We start from the raw sequence: 22,157 nt of genomic DNA on the forward strand, positions 1-22,157 counted from the left end.
TCTAGGTGTCTGGAGATTAGCGAAACTAAAACTAGGTACAAATGAGCGCCCTTTCATTTTTTATATGAAAATGGCGGCTGAGAGTTGACGAATCCTACTAAAATCGGTAATCTTAACTAGTATGTAGTCTGAGAATATCGCGCGAGGAGTCACCGCATGGAAATTGAAAAAAATTATCGGATTAACTCGCTATTTGAGTTTTATGAACCGTTATTAACGACTAAACAAAAAGAATATATTCAACTGTACTACGGCGATGACTATTCCTTAGGTGAAATTGCGGCCGAGTTTTCGGTCTCACGCCAAGCGGTCTATGATAATATCAAACGGACCGAAAAGATTTTAGAAGGTTATGAAGCCAAACTTAGCTTGTACCATGATTTTGTGGAACGTAACCACGAAGTCGACGCTATTTCTGACTATATCAAAGCGCATTACCACGGTGATGCAACGTTAATTAAGATGATTCAACAACTAGTTAGCTTAGAAGCTGACTCAGAATAATATAAAGGTTAGGTGACACTGATGGCATTTGAAGGCCTAACAGAACGTTTACAAAAAGCAATGACCAATCTCCGACGTAAGGGGAAGGTCTCAGAAAGCGACTTACGGCAAACGATGCGCGAAATTCGCCTCGCGTTGTTGGAAGCCGACGTTAACTTTTCAGTCGTTAAGGACTTTGTTAAGACGGTCCGCGACCGCGCCCTCGGGGCAAAAGTGCTGGAAGGTTTAAATCCAGCGCAACAAATCGTTAAGATCGTTAATGAAGAATTAACGAAGACGATGGGTGAAACGGCCGTACCATTGAACAAATCGGCCAAGATTCCAACCGTTATTATGATGGCCGGGCTTCAAGGGGCCGGGAAAACGACGACCGTTGGGAAGTTAGCCCTCAAGCTTAAAAATGAAGAAAACGCGCGGCCATTAATGATTGCGGCCGACGTTTACCGTCCCGCTGCGATCCAACAATTACAACAAGTTGGGGATCAAATTGGCGTACCGGTCTTTGAAATGGGAACGGACGTTGATCCGGTTGAAATCGTGCGTCAAGGGATGGCCCACGCAAAAGAAAACCATAATGACTACGTCTTCATTGATACGGCTGGTCGTTTACAAATTGACGAACAGTTAATGAATGAATTGGCTAACATCAAGGATTTAGTCCATCCTGACGAAATTCTGTTAGTAATCGATGCCATGACTGGGCAAAATGCCGTTAACACGGCCGAAGGGTTTAACGATAAGTTAGACGTGACCGGGGTTGTTTTGACCAAGTTAGACGGGGATACCCGTGGTGGGGCCGCGCTTTCTATTCGGGCCGTGACTGGCAAACCGATCAAGTTCGTTGGTCAAGGTGAAAAGATGACCGACCTTGACGTCTTCCATCCAGATCGGATGGCGGATCGAATTCTTGGTATGGGTGACATGCTGACGCTGATTGAAAAGGCGCAAAAACAGTATGATGAAAAAGAAGCCGAAGAAATGAACCGCAAGATTCAGGAAAACAGCTTCGACTTTAACGATTTTCTTGCGCAATTAGACCAAGTTGACAAGATGGGGAGCATGGAAGATATCATGAAAATGATCCCCGGAATGGCTAACAATCCGGCCATGAAGAACGTCAACATGGATCCTAAAGACATCGCACACGTGCGGGCCATTGTTTATTCAATGACTGAAAAAGAAAAAACGGATCCCGATTTATTGAATCCTTCACGGCGCCGGCGAATCGCAGCTGGTTCTGGGCGTCCAATCCACGAAGTTAATCGGATGATCAAACAATTTAACCAAACCAAAAAGATGATGAACCAAATGTCGAAGGGTAACTTTGCCGGCATGGAAGGCCTGATGGGCGGCAATGGCGGCGGTATCGGTGGTAAGATGCAGCAAATGGCCATGAAGCGCATGGTGCGGCAAACTAAGAAGACAAAACAAAAGCGTTTAGCGAAGGCAATGCGTCGTCGGAAACGCTAGTTTAAAAGATTTTTTAGCCTGTCAAGAAAAAGTCCTTTACAAGCTATTGATTTACTGGTATATTATTACCTGTTAAAGAATTCGGGAGGTGTTTAAATGTCAGTCAAGATTCGTCTAAAGCGGATGGGTTCAAAGAAAAATCCATTTTACCGGATTGTCGTAGCAGACTCACGGTCACCACGTGATGGTCGTTTTATCGCCCAAGTCGGCACATACAACCCACTTACTGAACCAGCCCAAGTTAAGCTTGAAGAGGAAGATATCCTCGGTTGGTTGAACAACGGTGCGCAACCTTCAGATACGGTTAAGAATATTTTATCTAAAGCCGGTATCATGAAGAAGTACCACGAAGCAAAGTACACTAAATAATAAAGCGGTAATAGATCATGGCAGATATTAAAGCTTTAATCACCACGGTTGTCACGCCTTTGGTCCAACATCCTGATGATATCCAAGTTACTTTTAAGGAAACCCAACGGTACCTTGAATATAACTTAACGGTTAACCCCGAAGATATTGGACGGGTGATTGGTCGCCAGGGACGGGTTGCTTCTGCAATTCGGACGATTGTGTATAGTGTCCGCGTTTCAGGACCTAAACGTGTCCGGCTTACGATCGAAGACGGACAACAAAAAAACTCTTGAGCAAGCAGCGATGTTTTGTTTAAGAGCTTTTTTATTACTTATCTAAAGGGTTTAATAGTGGTCGCTTCGTCGATTAGGACTGGGGGACGGTTCCAGCCATAGTGCGGTCTGGAGCCTCGATTCAAAGCCGATAAACCACGTCTTTGAATAGCCCCGGATTAGCTGCGAAAAACTTTCAGCTAATCTTGCCGACACAGCACACCAGTCCTAATCGACTTCGCTGCAGGCAACTTTATTAACATAAGGATGGTTGGGGCTTGTCAGTGATTGCAAAGACAGGCTACAAGGGACTAATTTGTAGTAGTTTAAAATAATATAATGAGATTAAAAATAGAACGATTTAAGGAGGCTACTAGATGGATTATTATCGGATTGGGACGTTAGTCAACACGCACGGTATTCGTGGTGAAGTGAAGGTTGTTGTGATTACTGATTTTCCTAAAAAACGGTTTAAAGTGGGGCAACAAGTGACTCTGTTTAAATCACCAGACAAGACCATGAACGGTGTCACGGTAACGATTGCCACGTCACGTCAACAAAAAGGGCTCTTTTTCCTGACATTTAAAGGGCTCGGTAACATTAATGATGTTGAGCAGTACAAAGGCTGGACCATCATGGTAAAAGCTGAAGAATTACACAAGTTACCAGCTGGCGAATATTACTATCATCAAATCATCGGCTTGTCCGTTGTGACGACGGACGGTGAAACTCTGGGTAAGATCAAAGAAATTTTAGCACCGGGTGCCAACGACGTTTGGGTCGTTCAACGTGACCATGGTCAAGACGACGTCCTCTTGCCAAAAATTCCACAAGTGATTAAAAAGGTTGATTTAGACGCCGGTGTGGTCACGGTTGAACTAATGGAAGGGCTGATCGACTAATGCAAATCGATATTTTAAGCCTGTTTCCAGGAATGTTTGAAGGGCCGTTGCACGAGTCAATGATTGGTAACGCCATCGAAAACGACGTCATTAACGTGGATGTCACGAACTTTCGGGATTACACGACGGACAAGCACAACCACGTCGATGACTATCCGTATGGTGGCGGAGCCGGGATGTTGCTCCAGCCCCAGCCCATCTTTGACGCCTTAGATGACGTTCAAAAGAAGCATCCGTCCAAGGGGCGGGTCATCTTGTTGGATCCTGCGGGTGTGCAGTTTAACCAGCACGTGGCGGAGGACTTCGCAAAAGAAGACCACCTCACGTTCATCTGTGGCCACTATGAGGGCTATGACGAACGTATTCGGTCACTTGTGACGGATGAGGTCTCACTTGGCGACTACGTCTTAACTGGCGGTGAATTAGGCGCCATGGTGATGATTGACGCAACCGTGCGGCTGATTCCTGGTGTTTTGGGTAACGCCGAATCTGCACCCGGTGATTCGTTTTCTAGCGGCCTGTTAGAATACCCCCAATACACGCGGCCGGCTGATTTTCGGGGGATGCCCGTGCCAGATATCCTGCTCAGTGGGGATCACGGCAAAATTGATGACTGGCGGTTAGCGCAGGCCCTCAAGCGGACTTATGAGCGTCGGCCCGATATGTTAAAAGATTTGAAACTGTCTGGAAAAGCCCGCCAAATGCTGGCGGACATCCAGGCTGACGAGCTGGATCACTAAATTTAGCTTGCATTCTTTAGAATGAATATGTTATTCTATTTATTGGCTATTATGCCCATTAACGATGTTCCGCTGACCAGGTTGTCACGAATGTCGGCGAAAGGAAGATACAAATTATGCGTCAAAACAAATTGATCGAAAAGATCACCAATGACCAACTCCGGACAGATATCCCTGATTTCCGTGCCGGTGATACGGTTCGTATTCACGCCCGTGTTGTTGAAGGAACTCGTGAACGGATCCAATTATTCGAAGGTGTCGTAATCAAGCGTCACGGTTCAGGAATCAGCGAAACTTATACTGTTCGTAAGATCAGTAACGGTGTCGGTGTTGAACGGACTTTCCCATTACACACACCACGGGTTGCTGCCATTGACGTTGTACGCCAAGGTCGTGTACGTCGTGCTAAGTTGTACTACTTACGTGACTTACATGGTAAAGCTGCACGTATCCCAGAACGTCGTCGCGGCTAAATCACAATGTAATCAGTTTGAATTAGTGGCGTAAGCCTTGATTTGAACGCAAAGAACGACTAACTGAATTTTCAGTTAGCCGTTTTTTGTTACCTGTAATTTGAAATTGATTCTAAATTTAAAATGTCAGGATAGTTTGTCCAATTTTTGATTTGGATTCTTAATGAAAGGGTGGAAAAAGGAATTGTAATTAAAGATGAAACCGCTTTAAAAATGGCTTTAGTCGGATATTAGCTAAAAGGGTCGTAATTAAGTTAGCAATCTGTTAGATTATGATTAAAATATAATTAGAAAAATGAATGACCAACTAATTATAAATAATTTAATGGAGTGTGATGCTTATGGCTGCAATTATTGCGCTAATGACTGTTATGGGTTTTATCATGGTAGGTGAATGGGTTTCAACCCGTTCTCGGGCCTTCATCCCGTCAGTTTTCATTACGGCTGTGCTATTTTTGATTGGATTCTGGACGATCGTACCGAAAAACGTGGTTCCCCAAGCTTCCTTTGGGACTCAGTTCATTGCAATTACGCAAGCAGTTTTGCTAGTCCACATGGGGACCCTTATGGACTTGAAGCTATTACTTAAACAATGGCGCGCCGTGACCATCGCCTTAGCCGGTGTAGTTGGGACCGTGGTCCTTGCCATGGGTGTTGGGAGCCTACTATTTAGTTGGCATACCGTTGTCGCAAGTGTGCCACCTTTGACTGGTGGCTTGGTTGCTGCTTTCTTAATGACTTCCGGGTTAAAAGCCCAAGGCATTACCGCTTTAGTTGCCTATCCGGTTGCAATGTTCGTTGTACATAGTATGCTCGGTTACCCATTGACGTCATGGATGCTAAAGCGTGAAAGCAAACGCCTCCTCGTGAAATATCACGCTAATCCAGCACCCGTCGTCGCCGTTGACGATGCCAAAGTTGCCCGGGCGACTAACAACACGACCGCCCAAGTGACGGACAGTGCGCGGGACAACGAAACAGCAATTGCACCAAGCAAAGCATTTTCTCGGTTTAAGCTACGGCGCTGGCAAATTTCCGATGCCTACGATACACCAGCCTTTATGTTATTTAAGGTCGCCATCGTCACGGCATTGGCAGAATGGGTCGCTAGTTTATTACACGGCACGATTAACGCATTTATCGTCTGCTTGGTCTTCGGTGTTATTGCTCATCAATTTGGCTTCCTAGAAGATTCCGTTCTTGAAAAGGCGGGCGTGTTCCACTGGTTAATGTACGGCTTACTAGCCTACATCTTCTCAAACTTAAGCATCGTTAAAGTTAGCATGTTGTCAGGAATCTTAGTCCCAATCGTGACCTTGATCATCTTAGGTGTTCTCGGCATGTTCTTAGCTTCCGCTGTATTAGCAAAGCCGTTAGGGTTCAGTCGCGAAATGGCTTTTGCCAGCGCGCTGACCGCGTTGTTCGGTTTTCCAGCCGATTACATTGTGACCCACGAAGTTGTTAGCATCATGGGTTCCACTGACAAAGAGAAGAAATATTTACTCGATAATATGCTACCAAAGATGTTAGTTGGTGGGTTTGCGACCGTGTCAGTCGCGTCGGTTATTATTGCATCGGTATTCTTGAAGATTTTGTAGGGGGCATTTTTATGACAACAACTGATTTAACGACTTGGATGACGGGGTTACGTCATCAGATTCACTCATATCCAGAACTCGCACTACACGAGGTGAAAACAACCGCGTTGATTAAGAAAACGTTGACGGATTTAGGCGTTCGCGTTTTACCCTATCCCGGGGCGACCGGGGTGGTGGCTGAGATCGGCCATGGCGAACCAACCGTCGCGTTACGGGCGGATATTGACGGTTTACCCGTTTTGGAAAAATCCGCGTTGCCATTTGCTTCCACGGTAAAGGGCCATATGCACGCTTGTGGGCACGATTTTCATACCGCGGCGTTACTAGGTGGCGCACGGCTACTAAAGGCACATGAAGCCGAATTAAACGGAACCGTTCGCTTGATTTTTCAACCGGGTGAAGAAGGATACGTCGGGGCGAAGCTCATGATTAAAAATGGCGTGTTAAACGGTGTTCAAGCTATTGCGGGGTTTCATAACCAACCAGATATCCCGGTAGGTACACTTGCGCTGAAGACCGGTCCAATGATGGCTAGTAATGATAACTTTGACGTCACCATTAAGGGCCACGGTTCTCACGCGGCGATGCCGGAAGCGAGTCATGATCCCATCGTCACGCTGGGAGAATTGATCACGGCGTTGCAGACGATTCGCAGTCGTAACATTGCGCCGGATGCGCCGTTGGTGTTGACATTAGCGGCAGTTCAAGCCGGGACAACGTTTAACGTGATTCCCGATTCAGCGGAGTTTAAGGGGACTATCCGGACGTTCAGCGCGGCTAACCGTCAATTAGCCAAGGAACGGTTCTACGACATTGTTGAGGGTGTGACCAAGATGAATGGTCAGACGACGGAAATCAAATGGGACCGTGGTCCAAGCTGTGTCAATAACGATGAAACGTTGACGGACGTGTTGGCGAAAGCGTTGGCCGACACCGTGACCATCGTACCAGCGCATCCTTGCAATGCGGACGATGACTTTGCGTTGTATCAAGAACGAGTCCCCGGATTTTACGGTTTCCTTGGGTCGGGTGGGACCGGCGTCTTACACCAGTCCAACTACAGTTGCAACGATGCCGGACTGATTTACGGGGCGAAGTTCCACTTGATGGCGGCGAAGGCAATGCTAGCAGCCGTTTCAGCCGGGGTGTTAAATCCGGTCGACCAGGCGGTTTAAAAATTAGATGATGATGTAAAAGACGTTTCACTAATCAAGTGGGACGTCTTTTGCATCGTTGTAGAGTCGAACCTAAGCGGGTACGCATGCTATAATAAGAGGCATTGAAGGGGTGACCATCATTGAAAGAAAAACAAGTTTTTCATATTAATGGGTACATTGGATTGGTCCTAGCAGTCTTATTCGTACTGGCCGGGGGATGGCTCGTTTGGCTGGGCGCAACTGGGGATCAGATCTTTAACGTATTTTTAGGGGCGTTGCTGATCATTATTGCGGCGTTCGGGGCAAGTTCGCTGACCATCGTGGGTCCAAATGAAGCGCGGGTATTAACGTTCTTTGGAAAATACATTGGGACGATTCGTGATTCGGGGCTATTTATGACCGTGCCACTAACTAGTAAATTTGCAATTTCACTACGGGTGCGTAACTTTAATAGTGCCATTTTGAAGGTGAACGATTTACGCGGAAACCCGGTCGAAATTGCGGCGGTGATCGTGTTTAAAGTGGTCGATACGAGCATGGCGCTGTTTGCGGTGGATGACTACGAACAATTTGTGGAAATTCAGAGTGAATCCGCAATTCGGCACGTGGCATCTGAGTATCCTTACGATACGTTTGACGATAAGGAAAAGATCACGCTACGGAGTAATCCAACGGAAGTTTCGGACCGTTTAACGGAAGAGTTACAGGAACGGTTGAACGTGGCCGGGGTGGAAATCGTGGAAACGCGCTTGACCCACTTGGCATACGCGACGGAAATTGCGAGTGCGATGCTGCAACGGCAACAGTCATCCGCTATCTTATCTGCGCGGAAGGTAATTGTTGAAGGGGCCGTATCGATTACTGAAGAGACGATTCAGCGGTTAGAAGAGGATACTGGTATGACATTATCAGATGAAAAAAAGATCCAGTTAATTAATAATTTGATGGTCACGATTGTGTCGGAACGTGGGTCACAGCCGGTGATTAATACGTCGAATGTGAATTAAATATATGTGAATAGTATAAAGTATTGGAAGACTGGGTTAGTCTTAGTAGCCCAGTCTTTTTGTATGTCTCTAGTGAGGAGAAAAGTGAGTAATTAAGGAATTATGTAAGCGTTATTATAGTATAATTATTTATATATAAATATAGAAGGTGTTTGCATGAAATCAGAACAATTTTTGACACAAAAAGTGAGCTCATTACAAAATGAGTTTGAGTTAGCCGGGATAAAAGCATATGACTCAGAACAGTTGCAAGGCAAAAAGAAGAAGCAGTTGACCAACGCAGCTAAAGTAATTGGCGCGGGAATCAATCAAAATTTAATTACTGCGGTTTTAGATTCGACAATATTTGGTAGTGGTAAAGAAGGCGCGGTGTTTACAGGAAAATGGTGCATGATTCGAGGCTCATTTGGTGACCCTAGTGGCAAAATTGATTTAGCGCGTCTACAAAGTATTGATTATGTGATTAATACGTCGACAAATGATAAAGGAAAAGAAGTTAAAGAATATCGGCTTGAATGGAAATATCAAGATGATAATGAGGAAGCTGAAACACACTACTTATCAACGAGTACAAAGACTGATGGTGACGTACTAGCGTGTGTTGATAAAGTTTTAAATGATTTTAATGAAAATGCTGATAGTGAAAACATTAAAGAAACGGATCACGGTCAGACTTTGACGGATTTAGGGGAGGATGCTGTATTTCAGTACTTAAAGATAATTTATCTTTATTTAGTTGGCCCAGAAAATAACTTTGGCGACCATGAGTTACGCAATTACACAATGTTACAGAGTCAATTAAATGTATCTAGCGAAATGGACCAGCGGTTAAGAGTATATAGAATGGAATCAGAACATGAAACGCTTGCATCTCAGGTAGAGGCTTTGAAAACATTTATTCCGGAAGGTAGTCAGCCCACAATTTTTCAATCTTTAGTCAATGATATTTTATCGACATTTAGTGATGATGATTTAGCTGGCTGGGAAGAGGAGCCTAAATTGGCAACTGTCTTGCAAGTAACGAATGTAAGTTCAGATCAAGCCAAGTTTTTTGCCCGTAACCAGCAGTTAACTAGGCGACAATTAAATGAAAAGTTAACTGACAATGAGGTCAAGGAACTAACTAAAAAGCTAGCGGCCTCTGGTGCTTCTGTCGGAGCGTCACTTTTGGCGTTAGCAGTAACCGGTGCGAGTGTAGGTGCATTTGGTGAAGCAGGTCTTGGAACCCTGGCATTTATGACGATGAGTACGGGGGGCTTAGGGCTCGCCGTGGTAGGAATTGGTGCTGCTAGTGTAGCGGCGTACAAGGGTGTTGAATACTTAACAAATTCACAAAAGTCGAAATATGCCTATCGAAATGAACTTTTGCAGGCAAAAGTTATTAAGCTATCTAATTCTCAACAAATCATTATGAAAGATATTAATTATATGACCGATAAGATTGCTGATGAAATGAGTAAGAATGAAAGTAATGAAGTTAAGCTGGAAAGAGCAGAACGTTGGATTGCTAGTGTTAGAAATCGTTCAAAAGTAGGAACAAAAATGGATCAAGAGCGTATTTCGGCTAACCGTGAACAACTCATTTCAGAAATACCAGTACAAATTGACCGTGAAAAATTACATGATTTGGTACAGTCACATACGTTTGGTAACGAAATTGAAACTCAGATTTTAGGACTTTATGACGATGAGGATAATTTACAAGCTAACTTATCAGTACGTAGTCTGAGCATGTTGTTAAATCGTTTAAATAGTATTGAATATACTAAAGCAGCTACAATGGCCAATACTAAGGTTGCCGGTAAGAAAGTTAAAGGAATGGCAAATTCATTTATTAAGAGGTATACGGATGACAAATCAGAACAACAAGATGACGAATCTGAACAGCAACCTGAATAAAACAGCAGAAGTATTGTCAGTAAACCAGGATGAAGCTGAAAAGGCACTTCATCGGACACAAGAATTGACGTCGATGGTTGATGAATTATCAGAAAAAAATGATAATCAAGCTGAACGTTTGGATGATTTATTGGATTCATTAGATGATATAGATCTTGATGATTTAAATCTTGACGATCTTGAGGATTATGATGAAGAGATTCCGGTGCTTAACGAAAAAGTTGATTTGGAACCATTAACGTACATGCAAACGAGTCATGATTTTGATTCTTTGATTGAGCAAAGCGAAGAATACGCCGAAAAATGCAATTTAGACCTAAGCAACCCATACTTATCTGGACTGAGTGAAGTTGAAATCAATCAATTAAGCACGAGATTGAGTGAAAAATATGAGCAGACGAGACTGGATAAATGGGACTATGCGTTTGCTGGTGTTGTTGGCATTATCGGTGGCTTAATGGATGCCTTCTTAGTAGGGTCAGTAACTGATGGCAATAATCCAAAAACAGTTGATGAACAAGGCCGACTGAGCAAAGGTGTCGATAACGTTTATCAAACATTTGTTAAAAAATATGCTTCGTTTGAATCTGGTAAAAAAATGGATTCTCCAAGTCAAGCAATCCGGTGGTTGGAAAAGCACCATAAAGTGTCATATGATGCCTCGAATAATGGCAAAGTAATTGAGGGCGTCGTTAAAAATATGAACCCAGCTAACCATCATTTATTATCAATGGCTCATGATCCTGGTCCTTTGGGGCTAATTTCTGGTATTTTGGATCAAATGGATGGGAAGAGTACTTTTCTGAGTGGTGGACAGCTGGTTCGCGTCGTAACAGACTCTGCAGAGTCGAAAGCCGTGACTAGCCAAACAGGTCCAACAAAAGTAATTGCAGCGGCGCAAAATTGGTTTGGTCATATTTGTTCAGATGTTTCAGGTGCAAGTGGTAGCAAAGGGCGTGGTGCAGGGCTACCCGCACCTTTCTATGAACTGACACAAAAATTGAATTTTGGTAGTGTAAATATTAAGGGTGACAATAAAAGTTTTGCGGAGGTTTTTGAATGGCTCTATAAACAAGGCTTGGATTGTCGGGCGTTTACTGCCCAAGCGATACCCGTTCTCATAATGGAAACACTGGTACGTTTATATTGGGTTTATAAGAATCATTTTTACTATGGAAAGACTTGGAAAGAAAGTATACCCATCGCAAATAAAATGGATTTACAGAAATTAATATTGACTGCAACTGCAACTTTTGAAACAGTTGACATAGCAGACAGTATTATTCAAAATGGGGCCAATGTCCAAGCTTTATTGCGTATTAATTTTGTCGGAATCGTAGATATGTCGTTCAGATCGTTTCAGGTACTACGTAGCACTGTCTCAAAAGGTAAGCATATTGACAAGCTAGATAGTGACTTGCAAGTTGAATGGACGCGTGTTTACCAGACAATTTAAACGTGGGTAAGCCTCATTAAGCTTCGTGAGTGTGATTTGCTAGGGGAAAAGGATTAATTAAAGTTGAGAAAAAACAAGCAAAGTCGCAACCTGCAATCGATTGACTGCGTGGTTACGGCTTTGCTTGTTTTTTAAGTCCTAAAAATTAAATTTGCTGGAAAGGTGTGACAATCTGATTTAAATCTCATCTACATTTAAGCGGTTCAAAAGTATAATTATTCACTGACTTTAGCAAGTGCATTTTTAACAGCACTCTTCAGTGCTCGACTTGAGGCGGAGGCCCCTGAAATACCGTCGACATCGTAGGTGTTATTAGCCACCATATTTTTAGGCAGTTCCTCAACCGCTTTTAACCCAAAGTCTTCACTTTCGTTTTGTTCGATAACCTCGACATCTTTGATCTTACTATCATCGTAGGTGACCCGAACAACAACGCGACCGCCAATCCCTTGGTCGCTAACCCCTAAATATTGATTCGATTCCAAGTCGATGTCATCGAGGTTGGTTTGTGCAAGGTCGTTTTGTGGCGCAACATTACCGACTTCACTTGGTTCGGCATGATTATTTGAGGTAGTAGTATCATCCTTAGGTTTGGCTGCATTTTCACCAGCAATTTTACCAAAGATGAGGCATTCTGCTAAGTTATTCCCACCTTGATACAGGTTAGTGTTGATCCCACCTAATTCACCAGCACCGTAAAGATGGGGCACGGGTTCACCATTTAAGCCAATGATTTCTGCATTCGCATTTCGTTTTGGCCCACCTTGCGTGTTGAGCATCGTATGGGTTAACGCAGCTGCATAGAAGGGGCCGTTATCAAATTTACGCATGGATGCCGGTGCACGGTGGTATTCATAATCTTTTCCTTGTTCAGCGAATAAGTTGAAGTTAGTGACAGTATTGACCAAGTTGTCCGAATCAACACCGAGCTTTTGTGCTAACTGCTTGATGCTATCGGCTTTGACTAGTGTATCCAAGAAATCAGAGTAAGGGATGTTTTTATTGGCCTTAATTTGTTCTAACTGAGCCTGATCAAAAATCAAGTATGGATGTTGGTTTGCACGGGGAACGCGCCAAGTTCCGTGGTCCCAAATATGGCCGTGACGGCATTCTTCGTCTTCTTTGAAGTAACGGGTCGCATCGTCCGCAATGGTTAAAATGCTTCCGGTATATAGATCTGGCCAGTAGTCGAGAATCAAGCGCGCACGCTTTCCGTCTGGAACCTTAAAGGCGAGTCCATGAAGGAAGCCAACCGCTTCGTAATTATGCATATGCCATAATTTAGCACCGACTTCGGCTGCCATTCGAATGCCATCGCCACGGTTGTAAAGGGTACCTAGTGGTGATAATTTTGTTTCGCCAAGGTAATCTTGAATTTGCTCTTTATTGTTTTCAAAGCCACCAACGGTTAAAACGACCCCGTTTTTTGCACGAATATTGTAAGTTTTCCCATTACGATCGATTTGTGCACCCAAAATGACTTTACTGATTGGATCTTGAATTAAATGCATTGCTCGGGAGTTCAACCAAACATCAATTGAATCAGAACGGTCAAGTACCTTTTGACGAATAATCTTCCAAAGTGCCGCATCAAAGATTCCGTTATGCACGGTCAAAGCGTCCGTTGAATCCGCGCCTGCAAGTTCTGGAAATTCTGAGATAACACTTTTGGCAAATGCGGATAATTGACCACCGCTGTGCTTGAAACTATACGGTTTAACGTCTAAATAATTTTGGAGATAGTTAGGAAAATCAACCATTTTTTTAACGAAAATATCAATCATCTTTTCATCGAGATCAAATGGTGCGGTCATGGCCTTGTAGTAGGCTTTTAATCCGGGAACGTCATCTCCAGAAGCTAAAATTTGAGCAGCGTAGCGGGTGTTACCGCCTTCGTGGCCAGCGGGTGCAGCATCAACTAACAATACTTTGGCACCACTGTCCGCGGCATGGCGGGCTGCAGTAGCGCCAGCACCACCAAATCCGAGTACCAGCGTGTCATAGGTGGTACTCCAAGCAATTTTATCAACATAGTTCATATCGGTTTCCTCCTCAGTTAAATCTGGGACCATTTTATGAATGAAATCTAGATAGTTATCGAAACATTCCGTTAAGAATGCGATAGTTTGTTTATTCTTTAACTTGTGATTGGCATCAAATTCATCCCGACAGTTTCCTAATAAAAATTCATTACCTGGAAGTACTAGGGCGTTGACGCCGGGGGAGTCCAAAATCTGTTTTAAATTGATTTGGGCACGCGAGGTTCCTTGACTACCGTAAGATGCCCCGACGACCATGACGGGTTTGTCTTTAAAGGGATGACTAGTACACGACAGCCATTCAATCATGCTTTTTAAGGCAGCTGGAATGGCGTGATCGTATTCCGGAGTTGCGATAATGACACCGTCAGCATCGTCGATTCGTTGCGAGATTTCTTTGACGGATGCCGGGACGTTATGACAATTATTTTCATTAAAAAGCGGTAATTGATTGATTTCAATGAGATCGACTTTTGCCCGGTCACTAAAAATACTTTTCATGTATTTTAGTAGGAAGCGATTGAATGAATAGTCAGCGTTAGTTCCTGTTATACCAATGAGTTTCATTACTTCACCAACCTTTGTGTTATTATTAACAAGTCTTGTTAAATTAAGCGTTCCTAATTAGTTCTCCTTCATTATGAAACCGTTTTCTGTTAAAGTAAAAGTACTTATCGGCATATGACTATAACTGATTAGTTATAGAAAGGGGCCTAATATTGAGTGTGATGAATGATAAATTAAAAGACATTTTGGAAGGCGTTACGAAGTATTCAACGATTACGCAAGTTTCGAAGGCGTGCTATGTCAGTCAGCCCTATATTAGCCGCCTACTAACGGAAACCGAAGCCGACTTTGGGATGAAACTTGTTAATCGAAACTTAACGCCAATAAGTCTGACGTATGCCGGGACACGGGTCTTAGCATATTTGCAGGAGGAAGTTTTAATTGATCGGAAAATGCAATCAGAAATGCAACAACTTTCGGAGCATCAGGGTGGTTCATTGACCATCGCTGTGTACCCCGGATTTGCTAATTTTTGGATGCCACGGTTATTGTTTAAAATTCAACGGCGTTTTCCGGCGTTACACATCAAGATTGTTGAAGAAACGACTAGTATTGCTGAACGCGACTTACCATCTGGAAAAATTGATATTTTTATTGGAAAGGTTATTTACAATGAAAAAATTAATAGTTCAAGTTTGGGACGGATTCCGCTTTATTTAGTGATTCCGGAGTATTCTAAACTGTTTAAGCGGGGGCATTTATACCGAGATAGTGTAAGTGATGACATTAAAATTTTGAATGGCGCGCCCTTCATAACCATTTCACAAGAATCACGGTTTCAAGAAATGATTGATCACTTTTTAAAGGATAATGGTGTGCGGGTTAGAAACGTCGTGGAAGTTCAAAATACGATGTTAGCGACTTTACTTGCTGCAAGTGGGGGTGGGTATACGATTACGATGAAACAGATTATTGAGAATCTTCCCAAAATTGGGGACATTAACGGGCTGAAGTTACCAATCGACCAATTCTCTTTAGACGTTGGTGTGTCATACTGTGAATCCAGTTCGACTTCTAAGTTTATCGAGGAAACCGTTTCAATAATAAAGCAGGTTGGATTGACCGGATTAGGTTGTTGAAGCTTAAAATAATCAGTTTAGAGATTAAAAAAACGACTCACCGACGGATGATAGTTGTCGGTGAGTCGCTTTGTTGCTGATTACTACTTAAATCGTTTTAATAAGGTGAGTCCTAATCCAAGCAAACCTAGTATGCCAGTAACTGCGATCCAACGAGTCCGTTGCTCGTTAGTTGCGGGAAGTGCTTTATCCTGTGTTGGTTTTGTGTGAATCTTTTCCGTTGTCACCGTTTTAATTGGTGACGTTGGTAGGGGCTTGGTAGTCGCTGGCTCCTTAGATGGTTGACCTGGTTTCGGTTGGTCAGGTTTAACCAGGTCCGGCTCACCAGCTGGATCAGTGGGGAGGACTGGCGGCTCGGTCGTGTTTCCATTGCCATCGCCATTAGCACCACTATCGGGAACCGCTTGCACGTGCAAGTGAACGATTAACGTTTGTCCGTCGCTAGTACTCAAAGTAACGGGATAGGTCCCGACTTTATGACGATTAGCTTGGCTAAGATCGACGCTCACATTCAAAGTTTTACCATTTTTATCCTGAGCCACGGCTTTGAAGTCACTGGCGGTTGGCGCTGGACCGTCCACGGTCATCGTAAAATCTTGCCCGGTTAACTTCCGTTGGTCCTTGTCAGGGGCCTGTTGCTGATAAAAATAACTGACGGTCTGATCCTGTTCGTTGAACGTTCCGGTAGTGGCACCCGTTGTTCTAACGTGAGTGTAGCCGGCAATTGCTTTAACGGCGGTGGTGTACGTCGTATCTAATGGCCCGGTCAGCGTATCTTGAGGTGCTAAGGTGTGCCCGTCTAAATCCAAATAATTGACGGTCACTTGTCCTAGTTTAGCGGCTTGCTTAGCGTACATTAGTGTGACGGTGGCTGGCTTTTCACTAAATTGTCCGGTCAGATCGCCATTAGCGTGTTGGTATTGGTAATCTTTAAACGTCGGTGGCGTGATGGTATAAGTGGCCGCAATGCTTCCAGTCAGCTCAGCATCTGGCGCCAGAGTTTGACCATCGGTAGTTTGATACTTAACGATGACTTGCCCTTGCTTTTCCTCGGTGGCGTGATAAATCAACGTGACGGCTTGGTCGTCCTTAGTGAAAGTACCGTTTAATGTGCCCTCAGCATGGTGATACGTGTAACCCGCAATATTTGGCTGGCTAACAACGTATGGTGTGTCGACATCACCAGTTAAACTGGTCGCGGGAGCTAGTGTTTTACCTTGATCATCCAAGTAGTTGACGGTGACTTTCCCCCGAACCACGGCATCCTTTCTGTAGGTTAGGGTAACGGTTTTAGCGGTTGACGTAAATTGTCCAGTCAGGTCACCTTGAAGGAAGGTATAGCCGTCAATGGTTTTCTTTTCAATCGTGTAATCAGTTGCGATTGGTCCGGTCATCGTCGTGGGTTCGGCCAATTGCTTGCCTTGGTCATCGACGTAGTTTACGGTGACCGTTCCTTGAGCAACTTGTTTGCGATAAATGAGATTGACGGATTGACTAGTCGTCGTATAAGTTCCGGTCAGTTGGCCCGATTCAAAAGTATAGCCGTCAATGGTTAGTGGTTCGATATTATAGGTGTTACCGAGTTTGCCCGTCATGGTCGTCGGCTTAGCGAGGGCGTGACCGTCTGAATCGAGGTAGTTCACGGTAATACTACCCTCGGTTGGAATCTGGCGATAAGTCAACGTGACGGTCTGTTCGCTACTATTGAACGTGCCAGTTAAGTTACCGGATAGGTAATTGTAGCCGTCAATGGTTTTTGGCTTGATCTCGTAACTGGTTCCTAAGTCACCCGTCATCGTCGTGGATGGCGCAATGGTTGTGCCCGCTTCATCTTGATAATTGACGGTCACTTGCCCCTGTTTGGCATAATTGAGCGTAATGGTCTGTGCGGTGCCACTAATGGTCCCCGTAAGTGGCACGTCATCTTGAGTGCCCTGATAAGTGTAGCCATCAATGTCAGGTGGTGTTATGGTGAACGGATCATCGATTGCACCCGTAATCGTGTCGGCTGCCTTGATTGGGTGGGTTGGGTCAGCCGAATCGACATAGTTGACCGTCACCGGTGCAGCAGCTTTAGGTTGCCAAACGAAGGTGTCGATCGCGGGGGTGTTGGTTCCATCGTAGATCGATACTAATTGGTCAGTCGTTAAAACCTGATCACCATTCGGCTGACTGGCCGTTCCCGTGCCGATGTTCTGCCAGTACCCCGTATATTTATTGGTTTCAGAAATCGAGCGCAGGCCGGTGCCAGCGAGCTTGGAATAGGGTCCCAGTTTAATTTCTTTAAGTAACATGGCGCTGTTAAACATTCGCCAAGTTCCACCGTAAGAAGTGCTTAAATTGCGCATGTCAAAAGAAGAGATATCAATATTGTTGATACCAGCCAGGGTGAACATGCTCTCCATACTGGTGATATGGCTGGTGTTTTGCCAGTTAGAAGTATCAATTGATTCCGCTTGTAATTGGAAACCAAAATTAGCTAGGCTAACTTTGGGTGCTTGAAAATTCCAGCCAGATAAATTTAACAGTTTAAATAAGCGCTGATAATTGTCATCGAAGTCACCCGCACGTCCGAATGCCATGGATCCGCTAGTTAACGCACCGACGTCCCAGTGACTGAGGTCAAGGGTCCCGACTAGTGCGGTTGCGAAGAAGGTTCGATCGATGGTTCTAACTTTACTGGTATCCCAGTGTTCGACACCGGTCAGATCCGTTAGTTGTGAGTCTGCGTAGAATAGATCGTTAAGATTTGTCGTTCGACTGGTATCGACATTGTCGAGGCCGTCGATTTGAGTTAGGTTACCCAAGCCGGCAAAGAGTCCCGCGGCTGCGGCGTTAAACGTGACTGGTCCGGTGATTTCAATCTTGGTAATTGAGGCGCTGTAAGCTTTCCACGGCGACTTATCGGTCGTGTTATTCGCAAAGTCACCGGGGCCAATCGTCAAGGTACCATCTTGCAAGGACCAGGCGCTGGAACCAAACGTCCCCGTGATTGGTTCACTGGTGGTTGTGGTCAAGGCGAATGCCGTCAAATTTTTAGCAGCCAGGGGTGTCACTGGTGTGGTTGATTGCGTTAATGAAGATGAAGGGAATGGATCAGGTGAGGATGCGTGAACTGATAATTGAGAAAACGCTGTCATTGTACTGAAACTTACAACAACGAGACCGAGTGTTTTCCAACGAGTTCTGGGTAGTTGGTTGGTAACCATGATTTTTACTCCTTTTAGTTTAGTAAGTGCGGTTAACAATTAAACCATAGTATATTATGAATATTGACCAATGTACATTATTCGCAATTATAATAAATGGGTATAAAAGGGGTTTTGATACTATAAAATTGGGTGTTGATGGATTGCCATCAACACCCAATTTTTGAGCAAGCGTCATTTAATTGACCTATGATTTGAAACGTTTAAATAAAGCCAGCCCTAGTCCGAGCAATCCGATTAAACCCGTAACTGCGACCCAACGAGTTCGCTGCTCATTAGTTGCGGGGAGTACTTCGTCTTGTGTTGCTTTTGCCTGAACTCGCTCCGTCGTTGCCGTTTCAATTGGCGACGTGGGGATTGGGCTCATTGTTTTTGGAACTTCAGTTTTAGAAATACCTGGTTGGTCGGGCTTGACTAGGTCTGGTTCACCCGCTGGGTCAGTTGGAAGAACTGGTGGCTCAGTAGCATGACCGCCATCGTTGTCGTCGTCCCCGTTGTCACCACCGTCGGGAGCCGCCCGGACGTGCAAGTGAACGATCAACGTTTGACCATCACTGGTCCGCAATGTGACCGGGTAAGTGCCGACTTGGTCAAGTTGTGCTTGAGTGAGATCCACCTCAACCGGCAATGATTGTCCATTCTTATCCTGCGCGCTGGCTTTAAAATCGGTGGCCGTTGGGGTGGGGCCATTGACGATCATCGTAAAGTCTTGGCCGGTCAGTTGCCGCTGATCAACATCGGTCGTTTCTTGTTGATAGTAATAGTTGACCGTTTGCGCCTCAGCTGTAAACGTCCCGGTTGGGGCCCCGGTAGTTTTGATATACTTGTAACCCGCAATTTGCTTAACGGTAGTCGTATAGGCCGTGTCAATTGCGCCCGTTAAAGTTGCTTTTGGCGCAATCGGTTGTCCATTCAAATCTAAATAATTAACGGTGACTTGTCCGTTGGCAACGGCATCCTTTTGGTAAATTAGGGTAATGGTCGGCGTCGTTACACTAAAAGTTCCCGTTAGCTGATCACTTGCATGTTGAAAGTGATAATTTGTAAAGGTCGGGGGCGTAATGGTGTACGACTCACCAATCGTCCCGGTGAGTTGGGTGTCGTCAGCCAGCGTTTGTCCGTCGCATGTCTGGTATTTGACGTTAACTTGTCCTTGTGGCTCAGGAGTCGCTTGATAGATCAGGGTCACAGTCTGAGGCGTTTTTGTAAATACGCCGGTTAACGGACCGTCAGCGTGTTGGTAGGTGTAGCCGTCAATCGTCAGCTGGCTAATGGTAAACGGAGTAGCCACGTCTCCCGATAACGTTTGCGATGGTGCAAGTGATTTACCCGCAGTATCTTGGTAATTGACGGTGACCGTCCCTTGTGCGAGCGGTTCTTTGCGATAGGTCAGCGTAACCGCTTTATCGGTCGCCGTGAAGATCCCCGTTAGTTCACCAGTCAAAAAGGTGTGGCCTGGAATGGCTATTTTTTCGATAGTGTATTCACTGTTAACGGGACCAGTCAGCGTTGTCGGTTCCGCAAGCTCATGGTCTTGTTCATCAACGTAACGGACGGTCACAGTGCCATGAACGACGTTTCTTTGGTAAATCAGTGTGACTGATTGATTAGTAGCGGTAAACGTTCCGGATAATTGCCCCGACTGATACGTGTAACCACTGATTGTCGGTGGCGTAATGGTGTAGGCGCTACCAATTTTGCCCGTCATGGTGGTTGGCGCTTCAATCGTGTGACCTTCATCGTCTAAATAATTAACTGTAATACTGCCTTCGGTTGGGATGGCGCGGTAGGTTAAGTTCACGGTTTGTGGTGCTTCCGTAAAGATTCCTTGAAGATCACCCGCGACATAGTCATACCCGGGAATGGCGAGTTGATCAATCGTGTACGTGGTTCCCACGTCACCGGTCTTTTTCTGAGCCGGCGCAATCACGTTGCCTGCTTCGTCCAGGTAGTTTACCGTAACCTGGGCCTGTTTGGCGTACAGTAAGGTGATGTCCTGCGCAGTCGTGCTAAACGTCCCGGTTAATGAACCGTTACCTTGCGTGCCGCGATAAGTGTAACCGTCAATTGTGGGTGGGGTAACCGTAAACGGATCATCGATCGCACCAGTGAGTGTGTCCGTTGGCTGAATGACTTGACTAGGATCAGCCTGATCAACGTAGTTCACCGTCACCGGTTCCCCAGCGTGGCGTTGCCAAACGAACGTATCCGTTGCGGGGGTCTGAATCCCGTCGTAGCGGGCGACCAGTTGATTAGTCGTTAGCACTAGATCGCCTTTAGGTTGGCGGGCTGTCCCGTCGCCAACGTTTTGCCAGTAGCCCGTATACTTATTGTTATCAGGCACTTGGGTGAGATTGGTTCCGGTCAACTTAGAATTTGGCCCGAGTTTAATTTCTTTGAGGTTCTCGTTGTTTGACAACATTTTCCGTGTGCCATTCGAGGAAGTTGGCAAGTGGCGCATATCAAACGAAGAAATATCAACTTTTGACACCCATGAATAGTAGAACATGTATTGCATGTCTGAAATATTGTGGGTATTTTTCCAGTCAGAAGTATCAAGATCAATGTCCGCTAGTTCTTGGAGAAATAAAGCTAAAGAGGTATTAGGGCTTTTAAAATTCCAGCCGGACAGGTCGAGCCGTTTAAACTGGGATGTTCCGGTACGTGCAAATGCCAGCGTTGTCCTATTCAATGAGCTAACATCCCAATGACTGAGATCAAGGGTGCCAGCTAAACCGGTCGTCATAAAAAGATAGGAAATGTTTTTAACGTTGCTTGTGTTCCAGTATTCAATGCCAGGGACACTTTTTAAATTAGGGTTATACCCAAAGAGGCTTGACATATCAGTAGTCTTACTGGTATCAACCTTTTCAAGACCGTCAATTTGGGTCAGTTTGGGGAAGTTCGCAAACAGCGCGTTAGCTGTCGTATTGAGGGTCACTGGTCCCGTGATTTCAATTTTGGTAATCAAAGCTCGATAATCATTCCAGGGAGAACTGTTGACGGCGTTATTTGCAAAGTCACCGGGCCCAATTGTCAGGGTGCCGTCTTGTAGTGACCAATTACTGGTGCCAAATTGACCCGTGATGGGGTCTTCCTTAGTTGCCGGTGTCGTTAGGTCAAGCAAGGTCGACGTTCCTGGCAGTGAAGCCATTGGGTGAGGTTGTGTGACTGAATTGGCTAGCGATAGTGGGGTTGTAAAAGTAGTTGCTTGTGCTGATTGAGCGGTGAGTGTCATGACGCCGGCACTTAAAAGTAAGAGGCCAAGGCCAGTCCACTGGGTGCCGGGATGCCGTTTTGTAAGCATGGGGGCGTTCTCCTTTAGCTGGTTAGTCAGTTTAGTTAACGATTTAAAATCAACTAAATTATAATATGGATAATGACCGGTGTACAACAAATGCTAATGTGAAATATAAAACATTTGATACATTGGG

16 protein-coding genes are annotated in these 22,157 nt (G+C 44.8%); 13 read left to right on the forward strand and 3 right to left on the reverse strand.

Annotated elements, in window-relative coordinates:
• Positions 1–156: 156 nt before the first annotated feature.
• The 12 genes from IV64_RS09715 to IV64_RS09770 all read left to right on the forward strand — a co-directional run bounded on the left by IV64_RS09715 (position 157) and on the right by IV64_RS09770 (position 11,829).
• Positions 157–504, forward strand: coding sequence for a putative DNA-binding protein (locus IV64_RS09715; RefSeq protein ID WP_057707047.1), 348 nt, complete (start codon positions 157–159; stop codon positions 502–504).
• Positions 505–525: 21 nt separating this feature from the next.
• A complete protein-coding gene (gene ffh, locus IV64_RS09720; RefSeq protein ID WP_057707048.1) occupies positions 526–1,974 on the forward strand; it encodes a signal recognition particle protein in 1,449 nt (482 codons plus the stop codon).
• 96 nt (positions 1,975–2,070) lie between these two features.
• Positions 2,071–2,343 carry a 30S ribosomal protein S16 gene (rpsP, locus tag IV64_RS09725; RefSeq protein WP_057707049.1) on the forward strand — a complete coding sequence of 91 codons (273 nt, stop codon included), beginning with the start codon at positions 2,071–2,073 and terminating at the stop codon, positions 2,341–2,343.
• Positions 2,344–2,360: 17 nt separating this feature from the next.
• Positions 2,361–2,618 (forward strand): RNA-binding protein KhpA, encoded by a 258-nt coding sequence (gene khpA / locus IV64_RS09730; protein ID WP_057707050.1) that lies wholly within the window; start codon positions 2,361–2,363, stop codon positions 2,616–2,618.
• A 356-nt stretch (positions 2,619–2,974) separates the two neighbouring features.
• Positions 2,975–3,499, forward strand: coding sequence for a ribosome maturation factor RimM (gene rimM, locus IV64_RS09735; RefSeq protein ID WP_057707051.1), 525 nt, complete (start codon positions 2,975–2,977; stop codon positions 3,497–3,499).
• Positions 3,499–4,239: a tRNA (guanosine(37)-N1)-methyltransferase TrmD gene (gene trmD / locus IV64_RS09740; protein ID WP_057707052.1), complete on the forward strand. Its 741-nt coding sequence runs from the start codon at positions 3,499–3,501 to the stop codon at positions 4,237–4,239. The genes rimM and trmD overlap by 1 nt, the downstream gene beginning before the upstream one ends.
• A gap of 116 nt (positions 4,240–4,355) precedes the next feature.
• A complete protein-coding gene (rplS, locus tag IV64_RS09745; protein ID WP_057707053.1) occupies positions 4,356–4,712 on the forward strand; it encodes a 50S ribosomal protein L19 in 357 nt (118 codons plus the stop codon).
• Positions 4,713–5,053: 341 nt separating this feature from the next.
• Complete coding sequence (locus tag IV64_RS09750; protein WP_057707054.1) at positions 5,054–6,310, forward strand: hypothetical protein; 1,257 nt, start codon at positions 5,054–5,056, stop codon at positions 6,308–6,310.
• An 11-nt stretch (positions 6,311–6,321) separates the two neighbouring features.
• Positions 6,322–7,485, forward strand: a complete 1,164-nt coding sequence (locus IV64_RS09755) for an amidohydrolase (RefSeq protein ID WP_057707055.1) — start codon at positions 6,322–6,324, stop codon at positions 7,483–7,485.
• Positions 7,486–7,607: 122 nt separating this feature from the next.
• Positions 7,608–8,474 carry an SPFH domain-containing protein gene (locus IV64_RS09760; RefSeq protein WP_057707056.1) on the forward strand — a complete coding sequence of 289 codons (867 nt, stop codon included), beginning with the start codon at positions 7,608–7,610 and terminating at the stop codon, positions 8,472–8,474.
• A 156-nt stretch (positions 8,475–8,630) separates the two neighbouring features.
• Positions 8,631–10,373, forward strand: a complete 1,743-nt coding sequence (locus IV64_RS09765; RefSeq protein WP_057707057.1) for a hypothetical protein — start codon at positions 8,631–8,633, stop codon at positions 10,371–10,373.
• A complete protein-coding gene (locus IV64_RS09770; RefSeq protein WP_057707058.1) occupies positions 10,324–11,829 on the forward strand; it encodes a hypothetical protein in 1,506 nt (501 codons plus the stop codon). The genes IV64_RS09765 and IV64_RS09770 overlap by 50 nt, the downstream gene beginning before the upstream one ends.
• 215 nt (positions 11,830–12,044) lie before the next feature.
• On the opposite strand, the gene IV64_RS09775 is transcribed toward IV64_RS09770, so the two are convergent.
• Entirely contained in the window at positions 12,045–14,435 is a 2,391-nt protein-coding gene (locus tag IV64_RS09775; protein ID WP_057707059.1) for an NAD(P)H-dependent oxidoreductase, read from the reverse strand.
• A 161-nt stretch (positions 14,436–14,596) separates the two neighbouring features.
• Here IV64_RS09775 and IV64_RS09780 point away from each other — a divergent pair, with 161 nt between their 5' ends.
• Positions 14,597–15,514 (forward strand): LysR family transcriptional regulator, encoded by a 918-nt coding sequence (locus IV64_RS09780; RefSeq protein ID WP_237757336.1) that lies wholly within the window; start codon positions 14,597–14,599, stop codon positions 15,512–15,514.
• 83 nt (positions 15,515–15,597) lie between these two features.
• On the opposite strand, the gene IV64_RS09785 is transcribed toward IV64_RS09780, so the two are convergent.
• Positions 15,598–18,723, reverse strand: a complete 3,126-nt coding sequence (locus IV64_RS09785; RefSeq protein WP_057707061.1) for a MucBP domain-containing protein — start codon at positions 18,721–18,723, stop codon at positions 15,598–15,600.
• Positions 18,724–18,910: 187 nt separating this feature from the next.
• Entirely contained in the window at positions 18,911–22,030 is a 3,120-nt protein-coding gene (locus tag IV64_RS09790; protein WP_057707062.1) for a MucBP domain-containing protein, read from the reverse strand.
• Positions 22,031–22,157: the final 127 nt, after the last annotated feature.

This window comes from Lactiplantibacillus xiangfangensis, assembly GCF_001438845.1.
Classification (GTDB): Bacteria; Bacillota; Bacilli; order Lactobacillales; family Lactobacillaceae; genus Lactiplantibacillus; species Lactiplantibacillus xiangfangensis.